The organism is Paenibacillus sp. FSL R5-0527, assembly GCF_038008055.1.
In the GTDB taxonomy this organism is placed as follows: domain Bacteria; phylum Bacillota; class Bacilli; order Paenibacillales; family Paenibacillaceae; genus Fontibacillus; species Fontibacillus macerans.
Map to the genome: position 1 here is coordinate 3,331,474 of NZ_JBBOYI010000001.1, position 21,756 is coordinate 3,353,229.

At 43.4% G+C, this 21,756-nt stretch carries 20 protein-coding genes; 19 read left to right on the forward strand and 1 reads right to left on the reverse strand.

Annotated features, from left to right (window positions below):
- The first annotated feature begins 13 nt into the window (after window positions 1–13).
- The 19 genes from NYE69_RS14730 to NYE69_RS14820 all read left to right on the forward strand — a co-directional run bounded on the left by NYE69_RS14730 (window position 14) and on the right by NYE69_RS14820 (window position 20,703).
- Complete coding sequence (locus NYE69_RS14730) at window positions 14–970, forward strand: aldo/keto reductase (protein WP_340926761.1); 957 nt, start codon at window positions 14–16, stop codon at window positions 968–970.
- Between the two features lie 32 nt (window positions 971–1,002).
- The gene (locus NYE69_RS14735) at window positions 1,003–1,851 is read left to right on the forward strand and encodes a phytanoyl-CoA dioxygenase family protein (protein ID WP_340926762.1); all 849 of its coding nucleotides are present in this window, start codon (window positions 1,003–1,005) and stop codon (window positions 1,849–1,851) included.
- 94 nt (window positions 1,852–1,945) lie between these two features.
- The gene (locus tag NYE69_RS14740) at window positions 1,946–3,079 is read left to right on the forward strand and encodes an amino acid--tRNA ligase-related protein (protein ID WP_340926763.1); all 1,134 of its coding nucleotides are present in this window, start codon (window positions 1,946–1,948) and stop codon (window positions 3,077–3,079) included.
- Window positions 3,080–3,136: 57 nt separating this feature from the next.
- A complete protein-coding gene (locus tag NYE69_RS14745) occupies window positions 3,137–4,312 on the forward strand; it encodes a hypothetical protein (protein ID WP_340926764.1) in 1,176 nt (391 codons plus the stop codon).
- Window positions 4,313–4,358: 46 nt separating this feature from the next.
- Window positions 4,359–4,607 carry a phosphopantetheine-binding protein gene (locus tag NYE69_RS14750; protein ID WP_340926765.1) on the forward strand — a complete coding sequence of 83 codons (249 nt, stop codon included), beginning with the start codon at window positions 4,359–4,361 and terminating at the stop codon, window positions 4,605–4,607.
- A 13-nt stretch (window positions 4,608–4,620) separates the two neighbouring features.
- Window positions 4,621–5,352 (forward strand): SDR family NAD(P)-dependent oxidoreductase, encoded by a 732-nt coding sequence (locus NYE69_RS14755; RefSeq protein WP_340926766.1) that lies wholly within the window; start codon window positions 4,621–4,623, stop codon window positions 5,350–5,352.
- Complete coding sequence (locus NYE69_RS14760; RefSeq protein ID WP_340926767.1) at window positions 5,312–6,877, forward strand: class I adenylate-forming enzyme family protein; 1,566 nt, start codon at window positions 5,312–5,314, stop codon at window positions 6,875–6,877. Before NYE69_RS14755 ends, NYE69_RS14760 begins: the two co-directional genes overlap by 41 nt.
- A 293-nt stretch (window positions 6,878–7,170) precedes the next feature.
- Window positions 7,171–7,794 (forward strand): hypothetical protein, encoded by a 624-nt coding sequence (locus tag NYE69_RS14765; RefSeq protein ID WP_340926769.1) that lies wholly within the window; start codon window positions 7,171–7,173, stop codon window positions 7,792–7,794.
- Window positions 7,784–8,266 (forward strand): NUDIX hydrolase, encoded by a 483-nt coding sequence (locus NYE69_RS14770; RefSeq protein WP_340926771.1) that lies wholly within the window; start codon window positions 7,784–7,786, stop codon window positions 8,264–8,266. The genes NYE69_RS14765 and NYE69_RS14770 overlap by 11 nt, the downstream gene beginning before the upstream one ends.
- A gap of 16 nt (window positions 8,267–8,282) precedes the next feature.
- On the forward strand, window positions 8,283–9,116 hold the full coding sequence (locus NYE69_RS14775; protein WP_340926772.1) for a class I SAM-dependent methyltransferase: 834 nt from the start codon (window positions 8,283–8,285) through the stop codon (window positions 9,114–9,116).
- Between the two features lie 31 nt (window positions 9,117–9,147).
- The gene (locus tag NYE69_RS14780) at window positions 9,148–10,278 is read left to right on the forward strand and encodes a nucleotidyltransferase domain-containing protein (protein WP_340926773.1); all 1,131 of its coding nucleotides are present in this window, start codon (window positions 9,148–9,150) and stop codon (window positions 10,276–10,278) included.
- 24 nt (window positions 10,279–10,302) lie between these two features.
- The gene (locus NYE69_RS14785) at window positions 10,303–11,538 is read left to right on the forward strand and encodes an acyl-CoA dehydrogenase family protein (protein WP_340926774.1); all 1,236 of its coding nucleotides are present in this window, start codon (window positions 10,303–10,305) and stop codon (window positions 11,536–11,538) included.
- 27 nt (window positions 11,539–11,565) lie between these two features.
- Entirely contained in the window at window positions 11,566–13,347 is a 1,782-nt protein-coding gene (locus NYE69_RS14790; RefSeq protein WP_340926776.1) for an ABC transporter ATP-binding protein, read from the forward strand.
- A 9-nt stretch (window positions 13,348–13,356) separates the two neighbouring features.
- Window positions 13,357–15,108, forward strand: a complete 1,752-nt coding sequence (locus NYE69_RS14795; protein ID WP_340926777.1) for an ABC transporter ATP-binding protein — start codon at window positions 13,357–13,359, stop codon at window positions 15,106–15,108.
- Between the two features lie 213 nt (window positions 15,109–15,321).
- On the forward strand, window positions 15,322–16,338 hold the full coding sequence (locus tag NYE69_RS14800) for a S66 family peptidase (RefSeq protein ID WP_340926778.1): 1,017 nt from the start codon (window positions 15,322–15,324) through the stop codon (window positions 16,336–16,338).
- Between the two features lie 66 nt (window positions 16,339–16,404).
- Window positions 16,405–17,091, forward strand: a complete 687-nt coding sequence (locus tag NYE69_RS14805; RefSeq protein ID WP_340926779.1) for a 4'-phosphopantetheinyl transferase family protein — start codon at window positions 16,405–16,407, stop codon at window positions 17,089–17,091.
- Window positions 17,092–17,281: 190 nt separating this feature from the next.
- Complete coding sequence (locus NYE69_RS14810; RefSeq protein WP_340926780.1) at window positions 17,282–18,283, forward strand: hypothetical protein; 1,002 nt, start codon at window positions 17,282–17,284, stop codon at window positions 18,281–18,283.
- 379 nt (window positions 18,284–18,662) lie between these two features.
- Complete coding sequence (locus NYE69_RS14815) at window positions 18,663–19,703, forward strand: hypothetical protein (protein ID WP_340926781.1); 1,041 nt, start codon at window positions 18,663–18,665, stop codon at window positions 19,701–19,703.
- Between the two features lie 16 nt (window positions 19,704–19,719).
- Window positions 19,720–20,703, forward strand: a complete 984-nt coding sequence (locus NYE69_RS14820) for a hypothetical protein (protein WP_340926782.1) — start codon at window positions 19,720–19,722, stop codon at window positions 20,701–20,703.
- On the opposite strand, the gene NYE69_RS14825 is transcribed toward NYE69_RS14820, so the two are convergent.
- On the reverse strand, window positions 20,687–21,712 hold the full coding sequence (locus tag NYE69_RS14825; RefSeq protein ID WP_340926783.1) for a hypothetical protein: 1,026 nt from the start codon (window positions 21,710–21,712) through the stop codon (window positions 20,687–20,689). The two genes, NYE69_RS14820 and NYE69_RS14825, sit on opposite strands and share 17 nt — an antisense overlap.
- Window positions 21,713–21,756 lie beyond the last annotated feature (44 nt).

The window sequence follows — 21,756 nt, forward strand, 5'->3', positions numbered from 1 at the left end:
TGGGAGGTAAGCAGTGGATAAGAGAAAGCTTGGAAAGACGGATATGCACGTTGGCATCATGGGATTCGGTGGTTCGCAGATTGGTTTTGAACAAGCCTCTCCGGAAAATGTCAGCCAATTGCTGAACAACGCTTTGGATCATGGACTTAATGTTATTGATACGGCCGAATGTTATCAGAATAGCGAGGAGTTAATCGGACATGCCATCTCCGGTCGACGACAGGAATATTACCTGTTTACCAAATGCGGCCATTCGAATGATGATTCGTTTCACGATTGGGACCCGGAGTGGCTGGAACTTAGCGTGGATCGGAGTCTGAAACGGCTCGACACGGATTACATCGATGTGTTGCAATTGCACGGATGCTCCAAGGAGATATTACAACGAGGTGAAGTGATTCAGGCGCTCCAAAGAATGCAAGTGAAGGGCAAGGTCAGATATCTGGGCTACAGCGGTGACGGGAATCACGCGAAATTTGCCATTGGCATGAAGTGTTTTGATACATTGCAGGTAACCGCCAATATTGTCGATCAATCGGCGATAAAGGAATTAATTCCCTTGGCGCGACAACAGCAGCTTGGTGTAATGGTGAAGCGTCCGCTCGCCAATGCCGCCTGGGTCAACGCACAGGAGCATGTCAAGCGTTTCGAGCGCCAGTTAGCCATGTGGAAAAAAATGGGAAGTAGTAAGGGGACTCTTCTCAAGCCAGCCAAGGTCACTTATTGGGAGCGTTTGCGTGAGTTAGACATCCCCTTTCGCGATGATCATGCCCTGATGCTGGAATACTCGTTGAGATTTGCTTTATCTATTCCAGGAGTTCACACAGTTCTGGTCGGCACTACGAAGCCAGAGCGTTGGCTTGACAACATGGAACTGGCAAGCAAAGGAGTCCTTCCATCAGAATTATATGAAAACATTCGTAATATCTGGAGGATGCAGGCTGATAAGGAGTGGGAAGCTGTTCCTTAAACAAAAGAGCAAAGAAAGGTGAGTGCCCATCCATGATGAGCCTTAAAGAACGCTTCATTAACGAGGGTTATGTTGTTGTACAGGGAGTCTTCACGATCCATGAACTCGACCGGTTGAAGGATGCCATGGAGAAGGTCATTGTCAAGGTGAAAAGGGAGCCTTTGCGGTATATAACCCGTTATACCAAGAAGCAGGAGGATGATTACGACACCTGGGGCGTGAATAATATCCTTAAACCGGACTTGTATGAACCGGCTTTTGGAGACGTTTTTGGTAATGAGCGTTTGATGAGCATTCTCAGGGGAATTTTAGGGGATGAACTACGGTTCTGGGGGGCGCATGCGCTGTGGTCACCAGATAAAGTAAACTACCAGTTGCGCTGGCATCGCGATTACGGGGATAACGAGTACTACCATCCCGGAGGCATTCCCAATCATGTTCAGTTTAATATTCCGCTTTACACGGACTCCTGTTTTATCGCGATTCCGGGATCGCACAGGCGAGCGCTAACTATTCAGGAGAGGGAGGAAGTGAATAACAACCATGCGCATCCGCTACCGAGTGAATCTCAAGTATCCTGCTTGCCAGGGGACGTTTTATTCATGAATGCCCATACCCTGCATCGCGGGGCCTGTAATTCGCAGGATCATAGAAGGACACTGCATTACAGCGTACAGGGGAAAGATGAAATGTATGGAGGGCATACGTCTTATCCAGAAATGAAGGAGGCGGAATATCTTCAACGTATGCATCCCGTGGTCCGGGAATTGATGACCAATTTAGTACAATGGGATGAGTCCCATCCACTGTCGCCGGTTGAGATGCTCCGTAAGGTAAGGAGCAAGAAAGAAAGGGAAAATTATATCGCGGGACAACTTTAATGAAATCATCCGGATTCAAGAAAAGGTTGAGCAATTCATAGTTAATTTATTAGGAAAAGACAAGCATTATTTAAAATTGAGGAGAGGTTATCTCATGTTAGGACCATATTATACAAAGAAAGACAATCAACTGGGGTATCGGGGGAATAATGTTTTTGAACCCTTGGATAATGTGCAGGCGGGTCGGTATACGTTAGCTGAAGCTGAGAGCCGGGTAGCCAGCTTTAGCCAACAGAACTATTGGGGCGCCATTGCCAGAATCAATCATCAGATCAATATGTCATGCAACCTGTTTTTTGGGGAAATGAACGCACTATATACACTCCTGCCTTTAACCACTCGGATGATCTCTTCGCCAGGCGCGGTGTATGGACGGGAAGCCATAAGTTATACAACAGATGTATGTCCCATTTCCCTGGAATGGTTCGACTTGCCGAGCAAGGCATTCCTATCCGAATCGTCGCAGATTTATCTGGAATTGTCTGTGCTTCAGAATAAGGTGGATCATGTCTACTCCATCTACAACTCGTTCCGTAAAGAGAATGTGGATTCGTCCCATTTGTCCGAGTTTCATCATATTGAATACGAAGGAGCGGTTGACCAAGATACCAACAAGAATATTATTACCCGCTTGTTATTCAGAATCATACAGGATTTACTAAGGTATAATGAAGCCGACCTAAGCGTATTTCTGTCTGAAGATCGCTTGGTGATGCTGGAGGAGATCAGCCAGCGCAAGAAAATAACCGAGCTAACCTTTGAAGAGGCTCTGAAAGCCTTATATGAAGACACCAAGGATGAAGTCTACAATAACTTTACGCTGGAATACTTCGGTTCCTGGGAGGAAGTCCGCCTCACCGAAATATATGGAGGTTTCCTGGCGATTAGCGAGTTCCCTTTACTTGAGGTGCCATTCTATCATGCCGAGCTTAGAGGTAGGGATAGACGGGTTGCGAACAATACCGACTTTATCTGGCCCGGATATCGGGAGACTATTGGAAGTGGGCAGCGTGTCGGAACCATTGAACAACTGAAAGAAAAAGCCGTGATATTCAACCTACCGGAGGAGGACTACCAGTGCTATCTTCAGTCCAGAACCTTGGATAACTATAGGGAAACATCAGGCTTTGGTATTGGTTGGGAGAGGCTAATCCACGGCCTGCTTGAAATGCCTTATATTTGGAGTGCTGTTCAGTTTCCGAGAACTAACGTAACACTAAAACCGTAAGGCGGGATTCTATTGTTAATGAATAGTTGGGAAAGTCTTCGGGAGAGGTTGCACGAATTGGCAGAGTACGCCGCTGAATACTCGGTTTTTTATAAGGAAAGACTGTCGGGAATTACGACTTCCAATTGGAGCCGGGAGAGATTCGAACAGATTCCAAAATTGGAGAAAGGAGAAATCATTGGCAGGGAGGAATTACTTCTCACCGATTCCACGGCCAAGTTATATGCCGAATTTACCAGTGGCTCCACGGGCCAGCCGCTCAAATGTTATAAATCAAATCAGGAAAAATGGCAAAAGGCAAGGCTTTTATGGCGAATTCGCGGGAACAAAGGGGGAATCGGTCCCAAGGACCCGTACGCGATGTTCTATGCCTTCAATGAGGACGATTTAACGACCGATACAGTGTCTGTATATCAGCAAGTAATGTATATGTCCATGCTCGATATGTCCTCAAAGCGATTGGACACCTATTATGAAGCGTTACTTGAATATCGCCCCCAGTGGTTGCTTTCGGTATCTACGGCACTTTATTTGTTCGCGAATCATCTATTAGAGCGCAATTTCGATCGAACAATGCTTCCACTCAAGTATATTGAGATTAATGGAGAAATGCTATTTGATTATCAACGACAGGCCATTGAAAAGGCATTCGGTCCCATCGTTTACAACCATTACGGTTCGCGCGAATTTTGGTGCATTGCGATGAGCTGTAGAAACGGAAATCTTCATCTATCAAGTGATCAGATGTACGTTGAGATTCTAAATGCCGACAGTGATGGATACGGGAACGTGGTAATTACCGATTTGACCAACAAAACCTGGCCCCTGATCCGTTATGACACTGGAGATATTGGAAGGTTGCCTGGCATCAGATGTACATGCGGTTCAGCGCATCCCGTTATCGAAGTGACCGGCGGCAGAGCGACGCAATATATCCGGTCAGGCAGTTGGATATCCAGTCCGATTCTCTTCCACTACGCGGTAACGAAGGTCAATCGATTGCATCCAGACGCCATTCGTCAATTTCGTGTCACGCAAGAGGAGGAGAAAAGTTTCCTGTTCCATCTTGTACCGGGTACAGGGTTTCAAGAAGCGGCGGAGCTCCTTCTAAAGCAGGAATTGAGGAATAAAATTCCGGATGACGTGGACCTGACGGTCGACCATCAAGACAGGCTGAACACGGAAGGGCCCAAATTTGATTATTTCATTCCGTATCGTAAGGCTCATTCATAGAGTTGTAAGATTTTTGTAAAATTATTCTAAATCTGAGGGTGAACGTATGTCGCATTATGAGACGGTGTGCAGGCTCGTTAAGGAAGAACTTGCCGATCGGGTTGAGGAGGACTATGTTTTTTCGGGAAAAGAGAACTTAATCACCGATCTGCAATTTGACTCCATTATGATTCTTCAGTTGGTCATCAAGCTCGAGGATGAGTTTCGGATCACGATAGAGGATTATGAGCTTGCACCGCAATTGTTTGAAAATGTTGAAGTATTGACGGCCTTTGTTGATGCCAAGACTGCGTAAAGGATGAATATCCGTGCACATTTCTCTTCAAGGACTTCGATTACTTCTGATTGGAGGTTCGGGAACATTGGGTAGGTGCCTTCTTGAGAAGATGCTGCAAGAAGGTGCGATAGTCGCTGCCACATATAACCGTACCCCGATCCGCATCAGGAAAGATCAATCCGGTTGGCGTGATCGTCTTTATGCTGGTCATCTGGATGTAACGAATGCCAATCATTTGGATGAGACCCTCCAAACACTGCTTGATCGTTTGGGGTGGGTAGATGGGCTTGTATACAATGCTGGAATTATTAACGATTCGGGTTTTCAAGATATGACATATGCTCAATGGAAAGAGGTTTTGCATGTCAACCTGGATGGGGCGTTTCTGGTATCCCAGAAGGTCAGCCAAAGAATGAAGGAACGGGGCAGAGGCAAAATTATTCATGTCTCCTCCTATCGCGGCATTGTAGGTAGTTCACAGCAAAGTAATTATGCGGCCTCCAAGGCCGGACTTAATGCCTTAACCAAATCAATGGCCCGAGAATTGGGCGTTTACGGTATTGCTGTCAATGCCGTTTGCCCTGGATTCATGCTGACAAATCTGAATCGGGATCATGAGGCAAAGCATCGAAAGGCTCTGGATGAGAGCCTGTTGTCCCGGATTTCCACAACAGATGAGACTGCAAATTTCATCCTTTACCTGTTATCAGATAGCATTGCCAATGTTAGCGGACAAATCTTTCAAATTGATAGCAGAGGGTAGAACCGTTAAGGAGGCGATTCTTATTAAGGAGTTGGAACCAGGGTGCATCGGGGACCTGCTACTGCATCAGGCTGAACGGAATCCAGATAGGGTTGCCGTAACATTCGGCGAAGAGAAATGGACCTATAAGCAGCTCTTGTCCCGAACTGTCACCCTGCAGTTGCAAATTGAACCATTCGTCAGGAAGGGCGATATTGCAATATTGTGCCTACCCAATTCCGCTGCATACATACAGGCTTACTTCGCAGTTACATTACTTGGGGCAATTGTCATGCCATTTTATTACGGAAGTTCCCGGGCTGAGCTTGTCCGAGCTTGTCGTGTGGTTGATGCCCGCCTTTGCATTACTACAGCGGAGATGAGGGTGAAGCTAAGGGAGTTAGCTGAGCAGACGGATCAGGCCTTGAATGCCTCTCCGGCCGTACAGATTCTATGCATGGAGGACTTGCAGAATGTGGAGACGGAGGCGAAGCCGATATACAGGTCTTGTCTTTTCGATGAGGTTGCCCTTATGCTGCAAACCTCTGGAACGACTGGCAATCCTAAGATCGTGCAGCTTACTCACCGCAATCTGATCACCAACGTCAAAGCGCACTGCCACTCCCTGAACCTGACAGAAAAGGATAAAGTGCTGATTACATTGCCTATGCCCTTTGGGTACTGCAATACATCCCAGTTCCTAACCCACATGTATCTGGGCAGCGAGATAGTGATTATGCCTGAACTATTCCTGCCCTCCTCTTTCCTGAGAACGATTCAGGAGCAGCAGATTACCGTCGTGACGGCTGTTCCAACGATGCTGCAGGCAGTGAGCCTGTTAAAATCGGAATATAAACAGTTGCCTGCCTTACGTTATATCTGTTTTGGGGGAGGGCAGGTAGCCCCCAAAGTGCTGGAAGCGGTAAGAGATAAGCTCCCACCGAATGTGCAAATGGTCCAGACCTATGGCCAGACGGAGGCAGGACCGCGGATTACGACCCGGATCATCCCGAAAGAATACCATCCTTCCAATGTCGGAAAACCGATCAGAGGAGTGGAGATCTGCATAAGAGATGAGCATGGTAACACCTTGGGGTTTCTGGAACCAGGGGAGGTATGGGTAAGCAGTCTCAGCGTAATGAAAGGGTATTACCGTAATCAAGCTGAGACCGATGTAACATTGGTAAATGGCTGGCTCCGGACCGGGGATCGAGGATACGTAGACGAAGAGAACAATCTATGGATCCTGGGGAGAAGCAAATTGCTGATCAAATCCGGGGGAAAGCAGGTTCATCCAGAGGAAATTGAGCAGTTAATCTTGAACCATTTTCCAGTGGACCAGGTCGTTGTCAAAGCAGAGGCGGATCAATGGCTTGGGGAAGTGCCAGTGGCATTCATTGTTCTTGGGGAAAAGGGTACCGGAATTGAAGTTAATGACATCCTTCGTCTGTGTCGCTCTCGGTTGTCTGCTTTTAAGGTCCCAAAGAGAGTAGAGATTGTTCAGACGCTGCCCAGGACCCCTACTGGAAAAATCCAAAGATCATAAGGAAAGGAGGGACGCTTCTGTATACTTATCGATACGGCCCCATTCATGTACAGGTGAACTTTCCGTCTCAGCTTCATGCCTTGGAAGAGCGAACCCGACAATGGTATTCGCACGTCATTGTTGATTCTCCACCAGTTGATGTGCATCATCAATGTAGCATCAAGCTGTGGGATACGAGTCCTCTGCTCAGTAATCCAGCTAATGATCAGGTTCGTTGGAGCGATAGCCATGTACTAATCCGCTCTAAACTGCAATTTAATTATGAAATAGAGTGGGATTCCTGTTGGAACAGCATGCTGAAATTCATTCAGCGAGCCGGATATGACGAATATGAAGATCGGTCATGGGAGTTCTCCCAGAGAATATCTCTATTTCCCAAGTTCATCCAAATGGATGCTTTTCTCCTTCATTCGGTATGCGTTGTGGGCGAACATGGGAGGGCGATTGTCTTTCTGGGGCAAAGCGGCGCCGGAAAATCCACAATAGCTCAGAAAGCGATTAAATCTGGATATTCTGTCATTACCGATGATACAGCATTGATGATGTTTTATTCGGGAGAATTAGTAGTTCATTCCACCCCCTACATCTCTAGGTCAGGACTAATTGGGGGATGCGGAAGCTGGCCGGTGGATGCCTTTGTTTTACTGGAGAAGGATGCCTTTAATGCCGTCATGCCGGCAAGCAAAGAAGCTTTTGTGCAATCTTTGCAGGAGCGTATATTTGAAACTCAGTATCTATGCCATATTTTTTCGTTCACCAGCGGAGGGTTGGGGGGCACACTAGCCAAACGGCTGCTAGGTTACACGCGTAAAATTACGAGGCGGTACAAGGCTTATCATCTCCAGTTTAATCTCAATTTAAATTTGGAAGAAGTGATGAGTGATTTCCTGCCTGGGGAGGGTTATCATGTACGTTAACGTGCGGGCCATAATCGAGAGACGAATCCAAGGGGAACTTCATCTGTATTTGCAGGTCCGGAATAAGCCTGACCAGCCGAAGGCATTGGAATTGCCCGGGGGTCAGCTGGAGGAGTATGAATCGATGATTGAAGGGTTGAAGCGGGAGGTTCGAGAAGAGACAGGTCTTAAATTGGTTCGGATCGAAGGGATGGATACTTATGTAGAAGTGGAGTCGAGGACTGGGAGAGTGGAGGCGATTCGCCCATTCGCCGTCTATCAAACCTTAGCGGGTCCCATCGATTCGATGGGGGTTTATTTCCGATGCGAAGCGGAGGGAATGCCATTACGTACCGGGGATGAGACTCTTGATGGCCAGTGGATGCCCATCCATGCATTAAGGCAGTTAGCTGAGAAGGAGCCGGAGGCATTCAGTTGGATCGATGCAGTGGGCATCCGTTTGTATTTTCAATCAGATTGCCATGGAATATGAGGAAAGGGGGAATAAGATGACTACGACGAAACACGACACGATCGATTACTTTAAGCATAAGGCGGACAAGTATGATTTGGTAGAGGAGCAGGCGTATTGGCAGCTCTCGGACCGATTATTATGGAACGTGTTCAAGAAGCAGGTGCTGGAACGCTTACCGAAAGGCTTTACCTTTTTCGATGCCGGTGGAGGTACAGGAAGATGGTCATTTAAAGTGCTTCAGGAATTTCCCGATAGCCGTGGATATACGTATGATCTGTCAGAAGACATGCTGAGACAGGCCCGCCTCAAACGGGAGTCGAATGGACTCCAGGACAGATGGTCCATCAAACAGGGAGACTTGCATGCAATTGAAGGCGTGCAGCCAGCATCGGTCGATGTGTGCTTCAACTTCCACAACGTATTGGGATTCGTGGATGAGCCGCTCAAGGTTTTAGAGGAAATAGTAACATTGCTTAGACCGGAGGGGTATCTGGTTTCTTTTACCCCGAATCTGTACCATGCCCTGTATTTTAACATTTCTCTCGGGAGAATCGAAGAGGCTCGAAAGCTCACGAAAGGAAAAGGTCGCTTTACGCTGGAAATGCCCGATATTCATATGTTTACCCCGAACCAGCTTCAGAGATATTACGACAAGTGTGGATTGAGAGTCCAGAGCCTGAAAGGATTTCCAGCATTCATCTATCCTGGCTTTTTGGAGACGCAGATTGAGGGGAACACCCAAACATTGAGCGAAATATTGCTTGATCCGCTCACATTCGAGCAAATTTTGGAGATTGAATCAATATTCCTTGATAAGGAAGAATTGGCGCCTCGTGGTAATAACATTTTTATCGTAGGACAAAAGTAAATCTTCTCTAAGCGAAAGGAGTATGTCCTCGATGACGTTGGATTCTCGTACTGATGAGGAGAGGTTCGTGCTGTTATGCTCAAAAGCCGCATTGCACGATGCAGAGATTGCCGATTTCAATCGATTAATGACCACACATATGGATTGGAGCCGAGTGTTTGGATTACTGCATACCCATGGTGTCATGGGAACAGCATGGCTTAATATCGCGCATTATTATTTGGTGGACGGAACGGAGAAGGGTATCTATGGAAAGTTCATCAGTTCCGTGAAACAAATGTACCATATGCAGAAAATTAGAGGCGAACAGCAGTGTCAGCTAACCTTGGATATCTGCCAAGAACTCGATAGGCAAGGCGTTGAATACAGCCTGCTAAAGGGGATTGTGCTCTCGCAAGTAGCATACGGCGATCTGGGAAGCAGGGACTTCAAGGATAATGACATACTAATTCATTCCAGTCAAATCGATGAAGCGGTGAAAATCATGAAAGAGAAGGGTTACATACAGGGAGTGATCAACCACAAAACCCATTGCGTGACACCGCTTTCCCGCAGGGAGATTATGATCCGGTCAATGACCTCCCATGAAGTGATTCCTTTAATTAAAGTCGTGGAGGGTAGCCCATTCTTGGAATATCACGCGCTGGATTTGCAGTTCTCGCTTGATCTGATGACCAGTCGCAGAACCGATGCCGCCGTGAAGCAGATGTTGGAGAGAAGCCAGAACATCGATGTTGCAGGACAGAAGGTCCGTACTCTGGAATGGGAGGACTTGTTGCTGTTTATGCTAATTCATCTATCCAGGGAGGCGACGAGCGAACTGGATGTCATGGCATACAAAGATGTTCTTCTCTATAAGTTCATGGACGTTCATCGTTTTCTGAATAGCCCCTGCGTATTCGTGCATTGGGACAAGTTTCTTCAGAGAGTCCAGGAACTGAACTTTCGCAAAGAAGTGTTCTATGCTCTATATTACACGCGCGTTTTATATGGTGAAGCTGGTCCGGATGGCACGCTGGAAGCACTAAATATCAAAAATCATGAATTTATGAATGAGGTCTACCATTATAATAGTGATGAGATTGCCATACGCTGGGAGGTATCCTTGTTGGAACGGCTATTTGACATGAATCGGCCTTCTAAGGTTGTCCTTAACAAATGAAATTCGTAAGCATGGCCTGAGGCCATGCTTACCAAATCCAGTAAGCGAAAGGACTTTGATATGCGTTATTCCTACCAGTCAAATGATTCTGTCTTTGCAAAAAAGCTATCGGAAGCAAGGAAGGCAGCCGAACGATTTGCTGAACGAGCGAGTGTCGTAGATCGGAACGGTACGTTTCCCGTAGAAAATGTTTCCGAATTGAAGGCTAGAAAGCTGATGTCGGCATCTCTCCCCAATATATCAGACGAGAGACAGCCCTCACTGCGTTCCCTTGCCTCCATGGCCCAGGTTCTGTCCAGCGGCTGTCTGTCGACGGGAATGATCTGGGCCATGCATGTTCAGCAGGTCGAGGTGCTGATTCGGCAGGGGCGGAATGAATTTTTGCTCCACCTGTTGTCGAAACTGGCCGAAGAACAGCCATTGATAGCTTCTGTCACCACCGAAAAGAAAAAGGGGGGGCACTTACTAACGTCCCATAGTCCATTATTCCATGAGGGCGGTGAGCTTTATATTGACCGTCATGCGCCAATTGTGACCGGAGGTGAATATGCGGACTGGTTTCTAATCACGATGAAAGAGTCAGAGTTTAGCTCCAGCACTGATGTCAAACTGGTCCTTGCCGAACGTAGCCAACTTGAATTTGAAAACGTTTCGGAATGGGAAGCCATGGGAATGCGAGGGACAGGGAGCATTGGCATGAGAATTCGGGGAAAGATTGGGAGAGAGCAGATGATCGGTGTCGCAACGAATTTTAAACAATTGGCTGTGCAAGTGTTAATTCCTATCGGTCATATCCTTTGGTCTGCTTGTTGGCTAGGTGCAGCAAAAGGGGTGTACGAGAGGTTGATACAATTGATCCGGGACCCCCGGAACCGCTCCCGGTTCAACCTCCAATCCGACCTGCTTTATGCAAGGATAGCCCGAATTCGGCTACAGTTGGACACGGTGGACATCTACTTGGGTGAGATGATGAAACGTTACGAGAAAAATTGTAATAACGGGCAGTTGGAGCAATTGGAAGAGCCGCGCTTCAACATTCATATCAACAACCTTAAAATCATAGCCTCCGAGACGCTCTTCAAAGCAACGGATGATATGATTGAGGTAGCAGGCCTAACCTACGGTTTCATAACAAATGATCGGTTGCCTTTGGAACGGGCGTTCAGGGATCTTCGTTCCGCGAGCCTGATGTATCATAATGATCGACTGCTGCTGGCTAACGGCAGGCTGAATCTAATCGACAATAGGTTGCTGCCTTGATGGGTCAACCAGGTATGAAGGTGACATATGAAGGAAAGAGTCTCTGCAGTGTTGCAGTCAGGACGGGCGGCACAACATAAGGATTCGTTGTATCACACTTATCGATGGGTCTTGTCTTACGTTCGCAAGTATTATGTCATGTTTCTAATTCTGGTGTGTTGTGGTCTTGGGGTCACGCTGATTCAAATTTCGATTCCTAAAGGTGTCCAGTATTTCATAGATGTCATCGTTCCATTGGGGGATCAAGTCAGGTTCCGCTGGCTTATTATATTCTTGGTGGCCGGCATGTTTATCATGTTCGGTCTGATGGCATTGCAGAATCTTCTGCAGCGATCAATTCAGGAGAAAGCCGCACGAGATATACAATACGATATCTTCAAGCATATGAGAGAAATGGGTATTCCTTATTTCGAACAACGGCCGATAGGAGAAAGCTTATCTTTCATGAATACAGAGGTCAGCGTGCTTCAGGATTTTTACCGTTTCTTGCTTCCGCATACGATTCAAAATATTGTTGTGTCTATCGTTTCCATAGTGGTGATGTGTGCCATCAGTGTTCCGTTAACACTGATTATCGTTCCGTGTATGTTTCTTTATTATCTTGTCGGGCCTTCGATTGAAAAAAAAGCGACGGTCCTGGCCAAGGAGAATACGCAACAACGCATATCCTATAATCAAAAGGTATACGAAAGTGTGTCGGCCCTAACTGAGTTGCGCGCCCATGGTGCCGAAGCATGGGACCGGAAGAGACTTATGGAACACTTGCAGTTGTTTCTGGACGGAAGGGTTCGCATGTTATGGATGGCCTTCTGGAGAGGGTCGATACGCCGGATGTCCTACTACATCGGTGGCATTGCCGTCATCCTGTACGGAATACATCTGGTCAAGGAACAGGCTTTGAGCGTGGGGGAAATGTCTGCTTATTTGCTCTACTATTTTCAAGTCATGCAGACTCTGACCCTGGTAATTACTGTAATTACGGAGCAAAGGGTGCTTATGCATCAAGCTGCCAGAATCCACCGTTTCATTCAAACCGAACCTCAAGTGGTTGAGGCTGCTGAACTGGTCACCTTAAGCGAGTTGAAGGGAGAAATACGTTTCAGTCATGTCGCGTACCGCTATGATAACGGGCCAGAGGTACTATTGGATTTTGATTTGATGATTAAGCCTGGACAAAGGTTAGCCATCGTGGGACCCAGTGGACATGGGAAATCCACCGTGTTAAAACTGATGCTCCGATTTTACGACCCTCTGCAGGGCGAGATTCTGTTGGATGGAGTGCCCATTCAGAAGTTGTCTTTTTCTCAACTACGAGAGAATATAGGCTATGTATCTCAGGAAACGTTCCTTTTTGGTGACACGATACGAAACAACATCTTGTTCGGAAATCCGGAAGCGAAGGAAGAAGACATGCTGGTGGCTGCCAAGGCCGCATGTGCTCATGAATTCATATGCACTCTGCCCGAAGGATACGATACGCTGCTTGGTGAAAGGGGAGTTAACTTGTCCGGGGGACAGAAGCAGCGCATATCTATTGCTCGCATGTTCATCAAGAAACCTTCCGTCGTTCTGCTTGATGAAGCGACCTCGGCTTTGGATACGGCTAGCGAAAAAGAAGTACAGGCAGCGCTGGATCATCTGCTGGTCGGAAGAACTACCATTACCGTTGCCCATCGATTATCCACGATTAGGGACTATGATCTCATTGTAGTGCTTGAACAAGGGCGGATCCGCGAGATGGGAAGCCACGATGAATTGATGAGCCGGCAAGGGGCCTATTATCATCTAATTACGGGAGAACAGGGGTGAACCATGTTGATGAAACAGAATATCGGATTTCTAAGAAAATATCTGATGTTGAACCCCTGGTTACTGCTCTTTTCAATTATATTGATGATTCTGGAGTCCCTGTCTTTCTTGTCAATCATCAGCTTACAGCAACGCCTTATCGACGAAATTCTCCTGTCGGGCCATTATGAGAAGGTAACGGGCATCACGCTTCTTTTTGTGGCGGCATTCATTGTTTACGCTGTTTTGTTCACATATGGCCCACACATGATGCATAGGAACCATTCGGCCATTCAAGCTCGGCTTGCTGACGACTTTATGTCCTATGTGTACAGGATTCCGGTGCAGCATCTCCAAAAAGAACGGACAGCTACATATGTGCACTATGTTACTCAGGATCTGGATAGGGTAGCCTACATGGCTGGAAATCAGTTTCCAAAGGTTGTCCAACAGCTCTTCTCCGTTATTTTTTTGGCTGTGGTCATTGGCATGGCGAGCCCGATAATGTTGGCGACCTGTTTTTTTTTGGGGACCGTGTACATTGGCTTGGGAAGGTTCTTCTCCGTCAAGCTGAAGAAGGCCGCCGGGGAAGTCCAGCAAGCCAAATCGCGCATGCTAGTTCATATTGAACAAGGAATATCGTCTACCCGAGAAGTGCTTGCTTACCATAGGCTGGCTTGGGAAAAAGATAGATATGACAGATTCTTTAAAGATTACTATGAAAGAGTGATGCATGAAGGCAAACTCGTTAATTTAAAAATGATTTTCAGCGAACCTCTCAATTGGGGCGTACGGGTACTTATTGTGGGATACGGAGGGCTGCTGGTTCTGCAAGGAAAGCTGTCAATTGGTATGTTCGTTGTTTTATTCCAGTTCGGATTTCAGTTTATCCAATATCTTCAAGATCTGTTCAACTTGATAATGGATGGATCGGCAAGTACTTCCAGTCTGGAAAGGCTTCGTAATGTGATGGAAGGAGAACAGTACGAAGAAGGAAACGAGCCTGTTCCGTTTCCTCTGCAGCACATTTCCTTCAAAAATGTCGACTTCCGCTACCATCCAGGAGATAATCAAGTTCTGAAAAATCTTAGCTTTGAGCTTCCCGTTGGAAGGAAAATTGCCATTGTCGGTACTAGCGGATCAGGGAAGTCAAGCATTGCCCAGCTCTTGATTCATAACTTCGTGCCCGAGGTCGGCAGCATAGAAGTGAATGGAAGATCTCTTAACCAGGTGCGTCGGACCGATTGGACCCGCATAATAGGAATTGTGTTCCAGGAACCGTATCTGTTTCCAGATACGATACGAAATAACCTGCTGCTGGGATTGGGCGAGCAAGGGAACGCAAATATGCGCGAAGCCTGCGAGGCAGCGCAAATTGATGAGTACATTATGAGTCTGCCGGATGGATACGATACGGTCATCGGTGAACGGGGGGTTACACTTTCGGGCGGGGAACGCCAGCGCCTCTCTATCGCGAGAGCATTGATTCAGAACAAGGAGATCCTGATTCTGGATGAAGCGACTTCAGCATTGGATATGACAACGGAGAGAAAGCTCCAGTATGCCGTTGATCGCCTTCGTGACGGTAAAACAACGATTGTTATTGCCCATCGCCTGTCTACGATTCAGAATGCGGATATGATTTTAGTCATGCATAAAGGGGAGATGGTTGAATGGGGGACACACAAACAATTAATGGATGATGGAAAAATATACCGGAAACTTGTCAGCCGCCAGGAGATGAACGGGGAAGGCCGGCAATCTGACATTCTCCTGAATTGACGTCCACTGGGTCTGCAGGGAAGCTAGTGGAAGGTTGTTACGCCAACTCCTGTCGGCTAATTCCAAGTGTTTCTTTCTTAAAGTGATGCAGGGCATCCAATCAGCTTCAGGATTATGGCTATTTCTTTTTCGATGCGAAATGGCTAGGAGATAAGTACGCAATGTAATTTTGAAATATTAGACTAGTTACATTTTATGAGGAGGAAGCTGTCAATGATACGCTATCCTTTTTTGCATAAAGGGACAACTATTGGCGTCACTGCACCTTCATCAGGCGTTAAGGGGCCTTTTCACGAAATGGTAAAGCAGGCGAGCGACCGTTTAAAGGAGAAGGGCTATCTGGTGGTTTGTGGGGAGACAATATGGACTCAAAAGAAAGCAAAGTCGGCACCGGCTACCATAAGGGCTGCGGAACTCAACGCACTGTTGCAGAACGAGGAGATCGGTCTGATCTTACCACCATGGGGTGGAGATCTGTTGATCGAAATTGTGGATCGGATCGAATACAAACTTATTCAGCCCAAATGGATTCTAGGCTACTCAGATACAAGCATGCTGTTGCTGGCTGTTACGCTCTCCACCGGAATAGCCACAGCGCACGGCACTAATTTGATTGATATAAGAGGGGAGTATGCGGACGAGACAACGGCGATGTGGGAAACTGTGCTTGCGACGCGGTCCGGAGAAACCGTTCAACAGTTTTCATCAAAGCTGTATCAGAAGGCATGGGATCACGAACATCCTTCGCCCTGTGTTTTCCATCTAACGGAGCCGACCGTATGGCAGACGACATCAGGCAACGATGCCCGCATTCGAGGACGCCTACTCGGCGGTTGCATTGATGTTATCCGGCATTTAATTGGGACACCGTACGGCGATGTGAGGACATTCCATCATCAGTTCATTCATTGTGAGCCGATCATCTGGTATCTGGAAAATTGCGAATTGAGCGTAACCGACCTTCGCCGTTCGCTTATTCAAATGAGACTGGCAGGTTGGTTTGACCATTGTAGCGGGATTCTATTTGGCCGAAGCGATGTGAACAAGCCCATTGACGGCTATGTAGCATTAGATGTGTACCGGGAGCTTGCTGAGGAGCTGGGCGTACCGACTGTTTATGATATCGACTGTGGGCATGTTCCGCCGCAGATGACGTTCGTCAACGGTGCACTGGCGGAAATCGAAGTAACAAACGGCAAGGCCTCAGTGATGCAGTTTTTCGAGCCGTAAGTCAATAATATGAGTTTCTAAACTATGGGTGTTAATAGGAATGGTATGGAACTTTATGGAGTGAAGATGACGAGATTGTTATCTGAACACGAATTGAATTTTATGGCAAACTTCGTGTCGTTTGAAAAAAAAGAAAAGTTGGCGAAGTTTAAAAGCAAAAAAGACTTTCAACGTTCCTTGTTTGCTGATTTGCTTGTTCGTGCCTTACTTATCAAGAGAATCGGAATAATGAACAGCAAGCTTCAATTCAGTATAAATGATTATGGCAAACCTTTACTTAGAAATTCAAAAATTGAATATAATCTCTCCCATTCAGGTGAATGGGTTGTTTGTGCAATAGATCAGTTTCAGATTGGAATTGATATTGAAAAAATAGTTCCAATTAGTCTTGGTATTGCGAAAAGATTCTTTTCATATAAAGAGTATTATCAAATTATAAATAAAGATCCAAACGAGAGAAATGATTTCTTTTTTGATCTATGGACGTTAAAGGAAAGTTACTTAAAGGCAACTGGTTATGGATTGTCAATTCCTTTATCTACTTTTTCCTTTGCACTTAATAAAAATGAGATTGTTTTTGAAAGTAACGATGTAAATGAGAAATTTTATTTTAAGCAATATGATATCGCTGATTCGTACAAGTTTGCAGTTTGTGCCATATCAAACTTGTTTCCTGAAAAAGTTAAAACTCTGAGTCTTGATGAATTTCTAGTAGATTTTTTTCCCTTATTGCATAAAAATAAATGGACATGATTGGTAACGGATTTAGAGCGATTTCAATTGTTAATTAGACAACCTGATTCAACGAATAAAAGCTTGGTCGATAAGAACTCGTTGCAATACAGGAACTTATCAAGAATGTTATTGAAATAGAAATTCTCAGGACTAAGGATAATGTAAGTTCTCCAGAAATCATATTTTTATATTAAATGGGGTGATGCCAATGAGGCGCATATTAGACTTAGGTCAGCCTATAGTCAAAACATACCCGCAGCATCTAAATCTGTTTTCCATTTTAAGTAGAAACGATGACTATTTGGATTGGTTCTATAGCAACTTCATTCAACTGTCCTGTCCCAAAACTTTTCCATTTGATTTGGGTAAAATCGTTAATTATTTCAACTACGATAAGCAGTATCCGTTTTACGGAGGGGCGCCGTTTGTTCAAAATTACTCAGAAAATCGATCTTCAGCGACACAGATCATTGAGAAACTCATTGAACATATTAAAAATGACCGATATGTGGCGGTATATTTAAATGATTTCTATTTGCCTTATCGAGAATTAGCAAAAGACCTTTATCATGATTTACTCATTTATGGATTTGATGTGGAAAAAGCAGAGTTTTATATTTTGGGTTATGACAAGGGTTACCCAACTAATCAATCCATAGCTTTTTCCTCTTTATACGAGGCATATAAAAGCGCAAACGAGGCAATTTCCAGTAATAAATTGCCCATATATATGACTAAAGATTGGGTATATGAACCAAATAATGATATCACAGTTGCCTTTAACAAAGAATATGTAGTATTTCTACTAAAATGTTATTTGGAATCTCAACCTTTTGTTTTTGAGACGGAAGACGATTATGTATTTGGCTTGAATGTCTATGATTTGATCTGCGACCACTTAAGACTGGTTTTAGAAACCAAGACATCGTTAGACCATCGAGCATTTTATATTCTTTGGGAACATAAAAAAATAATGAGAGACCGCCTCATTTATATTTTTAATAACCACTATGCGTTACGAAATGAAAATCTCCTCGAGCAATCCATTATACTTGAGAGACAGGCGCGAATTATTCTAAATTTGGCCATAAGGACAAAAATCACTTCAAGTCTTGACAAAATCAATGAAATGATTAAAAGGTGCAAGGAATTAAAATGTACTGCCGAGAGGTTTACCGAGAATATGATGAGCATATTAACCGTCGCATAATCCGCTCTGATAGTTATTTTACCGACTCTAAAATGGAAGGTTGTGTATAAGAAATCTTATAATAAAATACAATGCCAATAAAAAGAGAGAAGTAATAAATAGAGCTGTAGTATTAATTTCTAGTGTAATAGAAAAAGAAAAGAAAATACTTGAGAAACTTATTTCGAAACTAACTGAATTGAATCAAAATGTGGTTTGAAACTTCGGTGTGCCCTGTCAATAATTTTCTTGCGTAATTCGCTTGACGCCTGCCTTTCTACGCAGCAAAGACTCACAGAGAAGCCTCAACATTATTTTACAGTTAACGTTCTCCACCATCCTTAATCGACTCTTATTGTTACGAGCTTTCGAAATTTAGGATAAATAAAGAGGTGTAAATTTGAAAAAAATTCTGCCCATGAAATTTTCATTTATTACATGTTACCCTAACCACGCTAATTTAGTCTCGGTTATTTCTCAGAATGAAGACTACTTACCGTGGTTTCTGAATAACTACATTCAATTATTTGCAGATAAAAATGATTATAAGAAGGGTTTTCTTAGATTAGATTTTTACACTAATAACTTATATTCTTTTTGTCCCTTTATTGATCATCAAAAAATCTCTAGAACGTTAATTCAAAATGCTTATAATTCAGTGATTGAATTTTTGTTAGATGCCTTAAAGGAGAATTGTTATATTTATCTTATTATTGATAGATATGAAATATCTAATTATAAAAGTGATTATCTAAAAAATCATAGTGTTCATGACATTTTTATTTATGGAGTCGATAGTGATGAAGGTAAATTTTTAGTAGCTGATAATTTTTCAAATGGTATCTACAGTTATGAAGAAACTCCTTTTAATCAAATAGAGAAAGCATACGAAATGATCAATAGAAATGATTCAGATGATTGGTTGGGCGGCGTGCATTTGATTAAATATAAAGAAAACCGGGCTTATTTTGGAATGGAAACAAAATATATATTTGACTTGGAGAAGCTTCTAATTGAGTTGGATGATTACCTAAATTCGTATAAGACGGCTAAAAGATATGCAAATCCACATGACCAATGGATGATATATACAAGTGATATGGGATTTGGCCTAGAAGTATATGATATTATAATAACTTATTTAAAGGAGGTGGAGAAACCAACTGATAAAAGGCCTTTGTTTGTTTTGTCCGAGCATAAAAAAATCATGTTAATGAGAATCATTTTTCTTCAGCAAAAATATAAAATATCTTGTGAACCGGCAAATCAATATTCTGGAATCGTGGAAGAATCAAAGATTATCAATTCGTTATACATAAAACTATTAATTACCGGCGAGGGAGCGATTACTAATCGAATTATCAACAAATTGATAGCGCTTAAAAATAAGGAAAGAGAGGTGCTTGAGTTTCTATATAGGTTACTGTGTAAATTAAAATAGATTGGGAGGAAATTATATGACACGAATTGAACTTCCCATGTACGATCCAATTATAGATACTTACAATATTTATGGAAGTATTACTTCTGTTATATCCAATAAAGAAGAGTGCTGGGCGTGGATCTATAATAACTTTATACAAATAAGATATGTATATGATTGGGATGCGACATTTTTTGATAACCATCATTTACTTATTGATAATTGTCCATGGTTAAATCATCATATTGTTCCGAAGTTTTTTATAAGGCAAAAATGGGGATCACTAACGGATATGATCATCGATTCTTTGAATTTGAATAATTATGTTTACTTGTATGTTGATAGGTTTCATATAAAAAAGTACCAGGGCTATAAAAGAAAATCGTTATGGCATGAAATCTTTATTTATGGATATGATACTGAAAGGAAGGTTTTCTTAGTCGCTGATAATCTGCTAGAAGGAAAATACATTAGAACAGAGTGTTCATTTAATGAGGTTGAACTAGGTTATTCTGCTATAAATTCCAACAATCACTTCTTTTTGAATATACATCTGTTAAGTGTTAAGGATGAAAAGGAATTTACAATTAAAGTACCGCAAATCATAATGTCTATTGATAATTATCTTAACTCTTCTAATTCAATTGATGTTTCTTTTAAGGAAAATGTTATATTTGGACGGAATGTGATTCTACATTATGCTAAAAGAATAAGCCAGGAAAATGAGGATAAATTTTTGGATAGAAGAGCTTTTCATTTATTCTGGGAGCACAAGAATCTCATGTTGAAGCGTTTATTGCATCTTCAAAAGGTATACATTGATATCAATAATGAATTAATTGAAAACTATAAGTGTGTTGAAAATAATTTTTTAATTATTCGAAATATGACGTTGAAATACAATTTGACAAAGAACAAATCATTACTACCAAGAATACATTATGAAATAATAAATAATTTAAATAGAGAACAAGATATATTATGTAAACTCACTGCATCAGTCAATTATGAATATTAATTGGGTTTAGCTGGGCTTTAATCTCATGGATTGCAGCCTCCAATAAATTTCGTTCCTTCGTTCTAATTTGTTTATAAATTTCAGCCATTCTCTTAACATTTTGCTTGACACCACTTAACTCATACTTTAAACAAAGATTTCTTCCGATGAGTGCATTGTTTTCCAGTTCTACAAATTCGTTTACTAAAGCAGGGGTGAACTCAATGCCTGTAACATCCCGCAAATATCGTATTCGGGATACCATCGTTTTTTTATGTTCATAAATCGTGTGAAATATCCGAACATCCAACTTTTCTCCGTTGTATTGACGAAGATATTCAAGCACATAATCAAAAGTATCGATACCGAAAATAGATTTTTTGGAGTCCTGAATCATCCGAAATCTCATCGATGTGTTTCGCGAATGCACGTAATCTTCCATTAAGTCGACGAGAACATTCAGGTTCAGCGTAAATGACGTGTCCAATTTCAACTTCATGAGATGCATGCCGTCCGCCCATTGCCCAAGCGATCCTTCTGAAGCACCGATAAGAAGCGCCTTTTCAAAATGATCGAAATCAACCTCCGTAAATCCGAACTTTCGATCCTCTTTGTAGCCTGCTACATAAAAAATTTTTTGTGTTAGGTCGAATCCGTAAATCATGATGTCATGCACATTGTGAAACCGCTGATAGGCTTGTCTATTTGGAATGTAAAATTCGTCCACAAACGAAACGATATAATGTTCATCAGCCAAAGCGTCTATAATAAACTGCATGGGAGAGGTGTATTTGTTAATCATACTTTTCAAAAAATACATTTCGCCTAAGAACGGGCTTTTGGAATTTAATTTTTCAAATGTATAAAAGTCGAATGTTAATGGTGAAACAAGCGGTGAACATTCTAATTGAATATAGTTGCTATAAAACCATTCGTAGAAAGAAGGGTGTAACGAACTTATTAAGAGGGGATATGCGTGATATTGATACCCTATAATGGGGGATTCGCCTAGCGGCAATATTTTAGACATAAGGGGGTTACCTCCCATTTCCGGATTTTAAAAACTGAGCTCAT

What these genes read in the sequence shown, in the direction of transcription:
- NYE69_RS14740 (WP_340926763.1), top strand. Translation starts at nt 1,946, where the DNA reads ATGTTAGGACCATATTATACAAAGAAAGACAATCAACTGGGGTATCGG.
- NYE69_RS14795 (WP_340926777.1), top strand. Translation starts at nt 13,357, where the DNA reads ATGAAACAGAATATCGGATTTCTAAGAAAATATCTGATGTTGAACCCC.
- NYE69_RS14775 (WP_340926772.1), top strand. Translation starts at nt 8,283, where the DNA reads ATGACTACGACGAAACACGACACGATCGATTACTTTAAGCATAAGGCG.
- NYE69_RS14765 (WP_340926769.1), top strand. Translation starts at nt 7,171, where the DNA reads ATGCTGAAATTCATTCAGCGAGCCGGATATGACGAATATGAAGATCGG.
- NYE69_RS14790 (WP_340926776.1), top strand. Translation starts at nt 11,566, where the DNA reads ATGAAGGAAAGAGTCTCTGCAGTGTTGCAGTCAGGACGGGCGGCACAA.
- NYE69_RS14760 (WP_340926767.1), top strand. Translation starts at nt 5,312, where the DNA reads ATGTTAGCGGACAAATCTTTCAAATTGATAGCAGAGGGTAGAACCGTT.
- NYE69_RS14750 (WP_340926765.1), top strand. Translation starts at nt 4,359, where the DNA reads ATGTCGCATTATGAGACGGTGTGCAGGCTCGTTAAGGAAGAACTTGCC.
- NYE69_RS14785 (WP_340926774.1), top strand. Translation starts at nt 10,303, where the DNA reads ATGCTTACCAAATCCAGTAAGCGAAAGGACTTTGATATGCGTTATTCC.
- NYE69_RS14825 (WP_340926783.1), bottom strand. Translation starts at nt 21,712, where the DNA reads ATGTCTAAAATATTGCCGCTAGGCGAATCCCCCATTATAGGGTATCAA.
- NYE69_RS14820 (WP_340926782.1), top strand. Translation starts at nt 19,720, where the DNA reads ATGACACGAATTGAACTTCCCATGTACGATCCAATTATAGATACTTAC.
- NYE69_RS14805 (WP_340926779.1), top strand. Translation starts at nt 16,405, where the DNA reads ATGACGAGATTGTTATCTGAACACGAATTGAATTTTATGGCAAACTTC.
- NYE69_RS14735 (WP_340926762.1), top strand. Translation starts at nt 1,003, where the DNA reads ATGATGAGCCTTAAAGAACGCTTCATTAACGAGGGTTATGTTGTTGTA.
- NYE69_RS14810 (WP_340926780.1), top strand. Translation starts at nt 17,282, where the DNA reads ATGAGGCGCATATTAGACTTAGGTCAGCCTATAGTCAAAACATACCCG.
- NYE69_RS14800 (WP_340926778.1), top strand. Translation starts at nt 15,322, where the DNA reads ATGATACGCTATCCTTTTTTGCATAAAGGGACAACTATTGGCGTCACT.
- NYE69_RS14770 (WP_340926771.1), top strand. Translation starts at nt 7,784, where the DNA reads ATGTACGTTAACGTGCGGGCCATAATCGAGAGACGAATCCAAGGGGAA.
- NYE69_RS14780 (WP_340926773.1), top strand. Translation starts at nt 9,148, where the DNA reads ATGACGTTGGATTCTCGTACTGATGAGGAGAGGTTCGTGCTGTTATGC.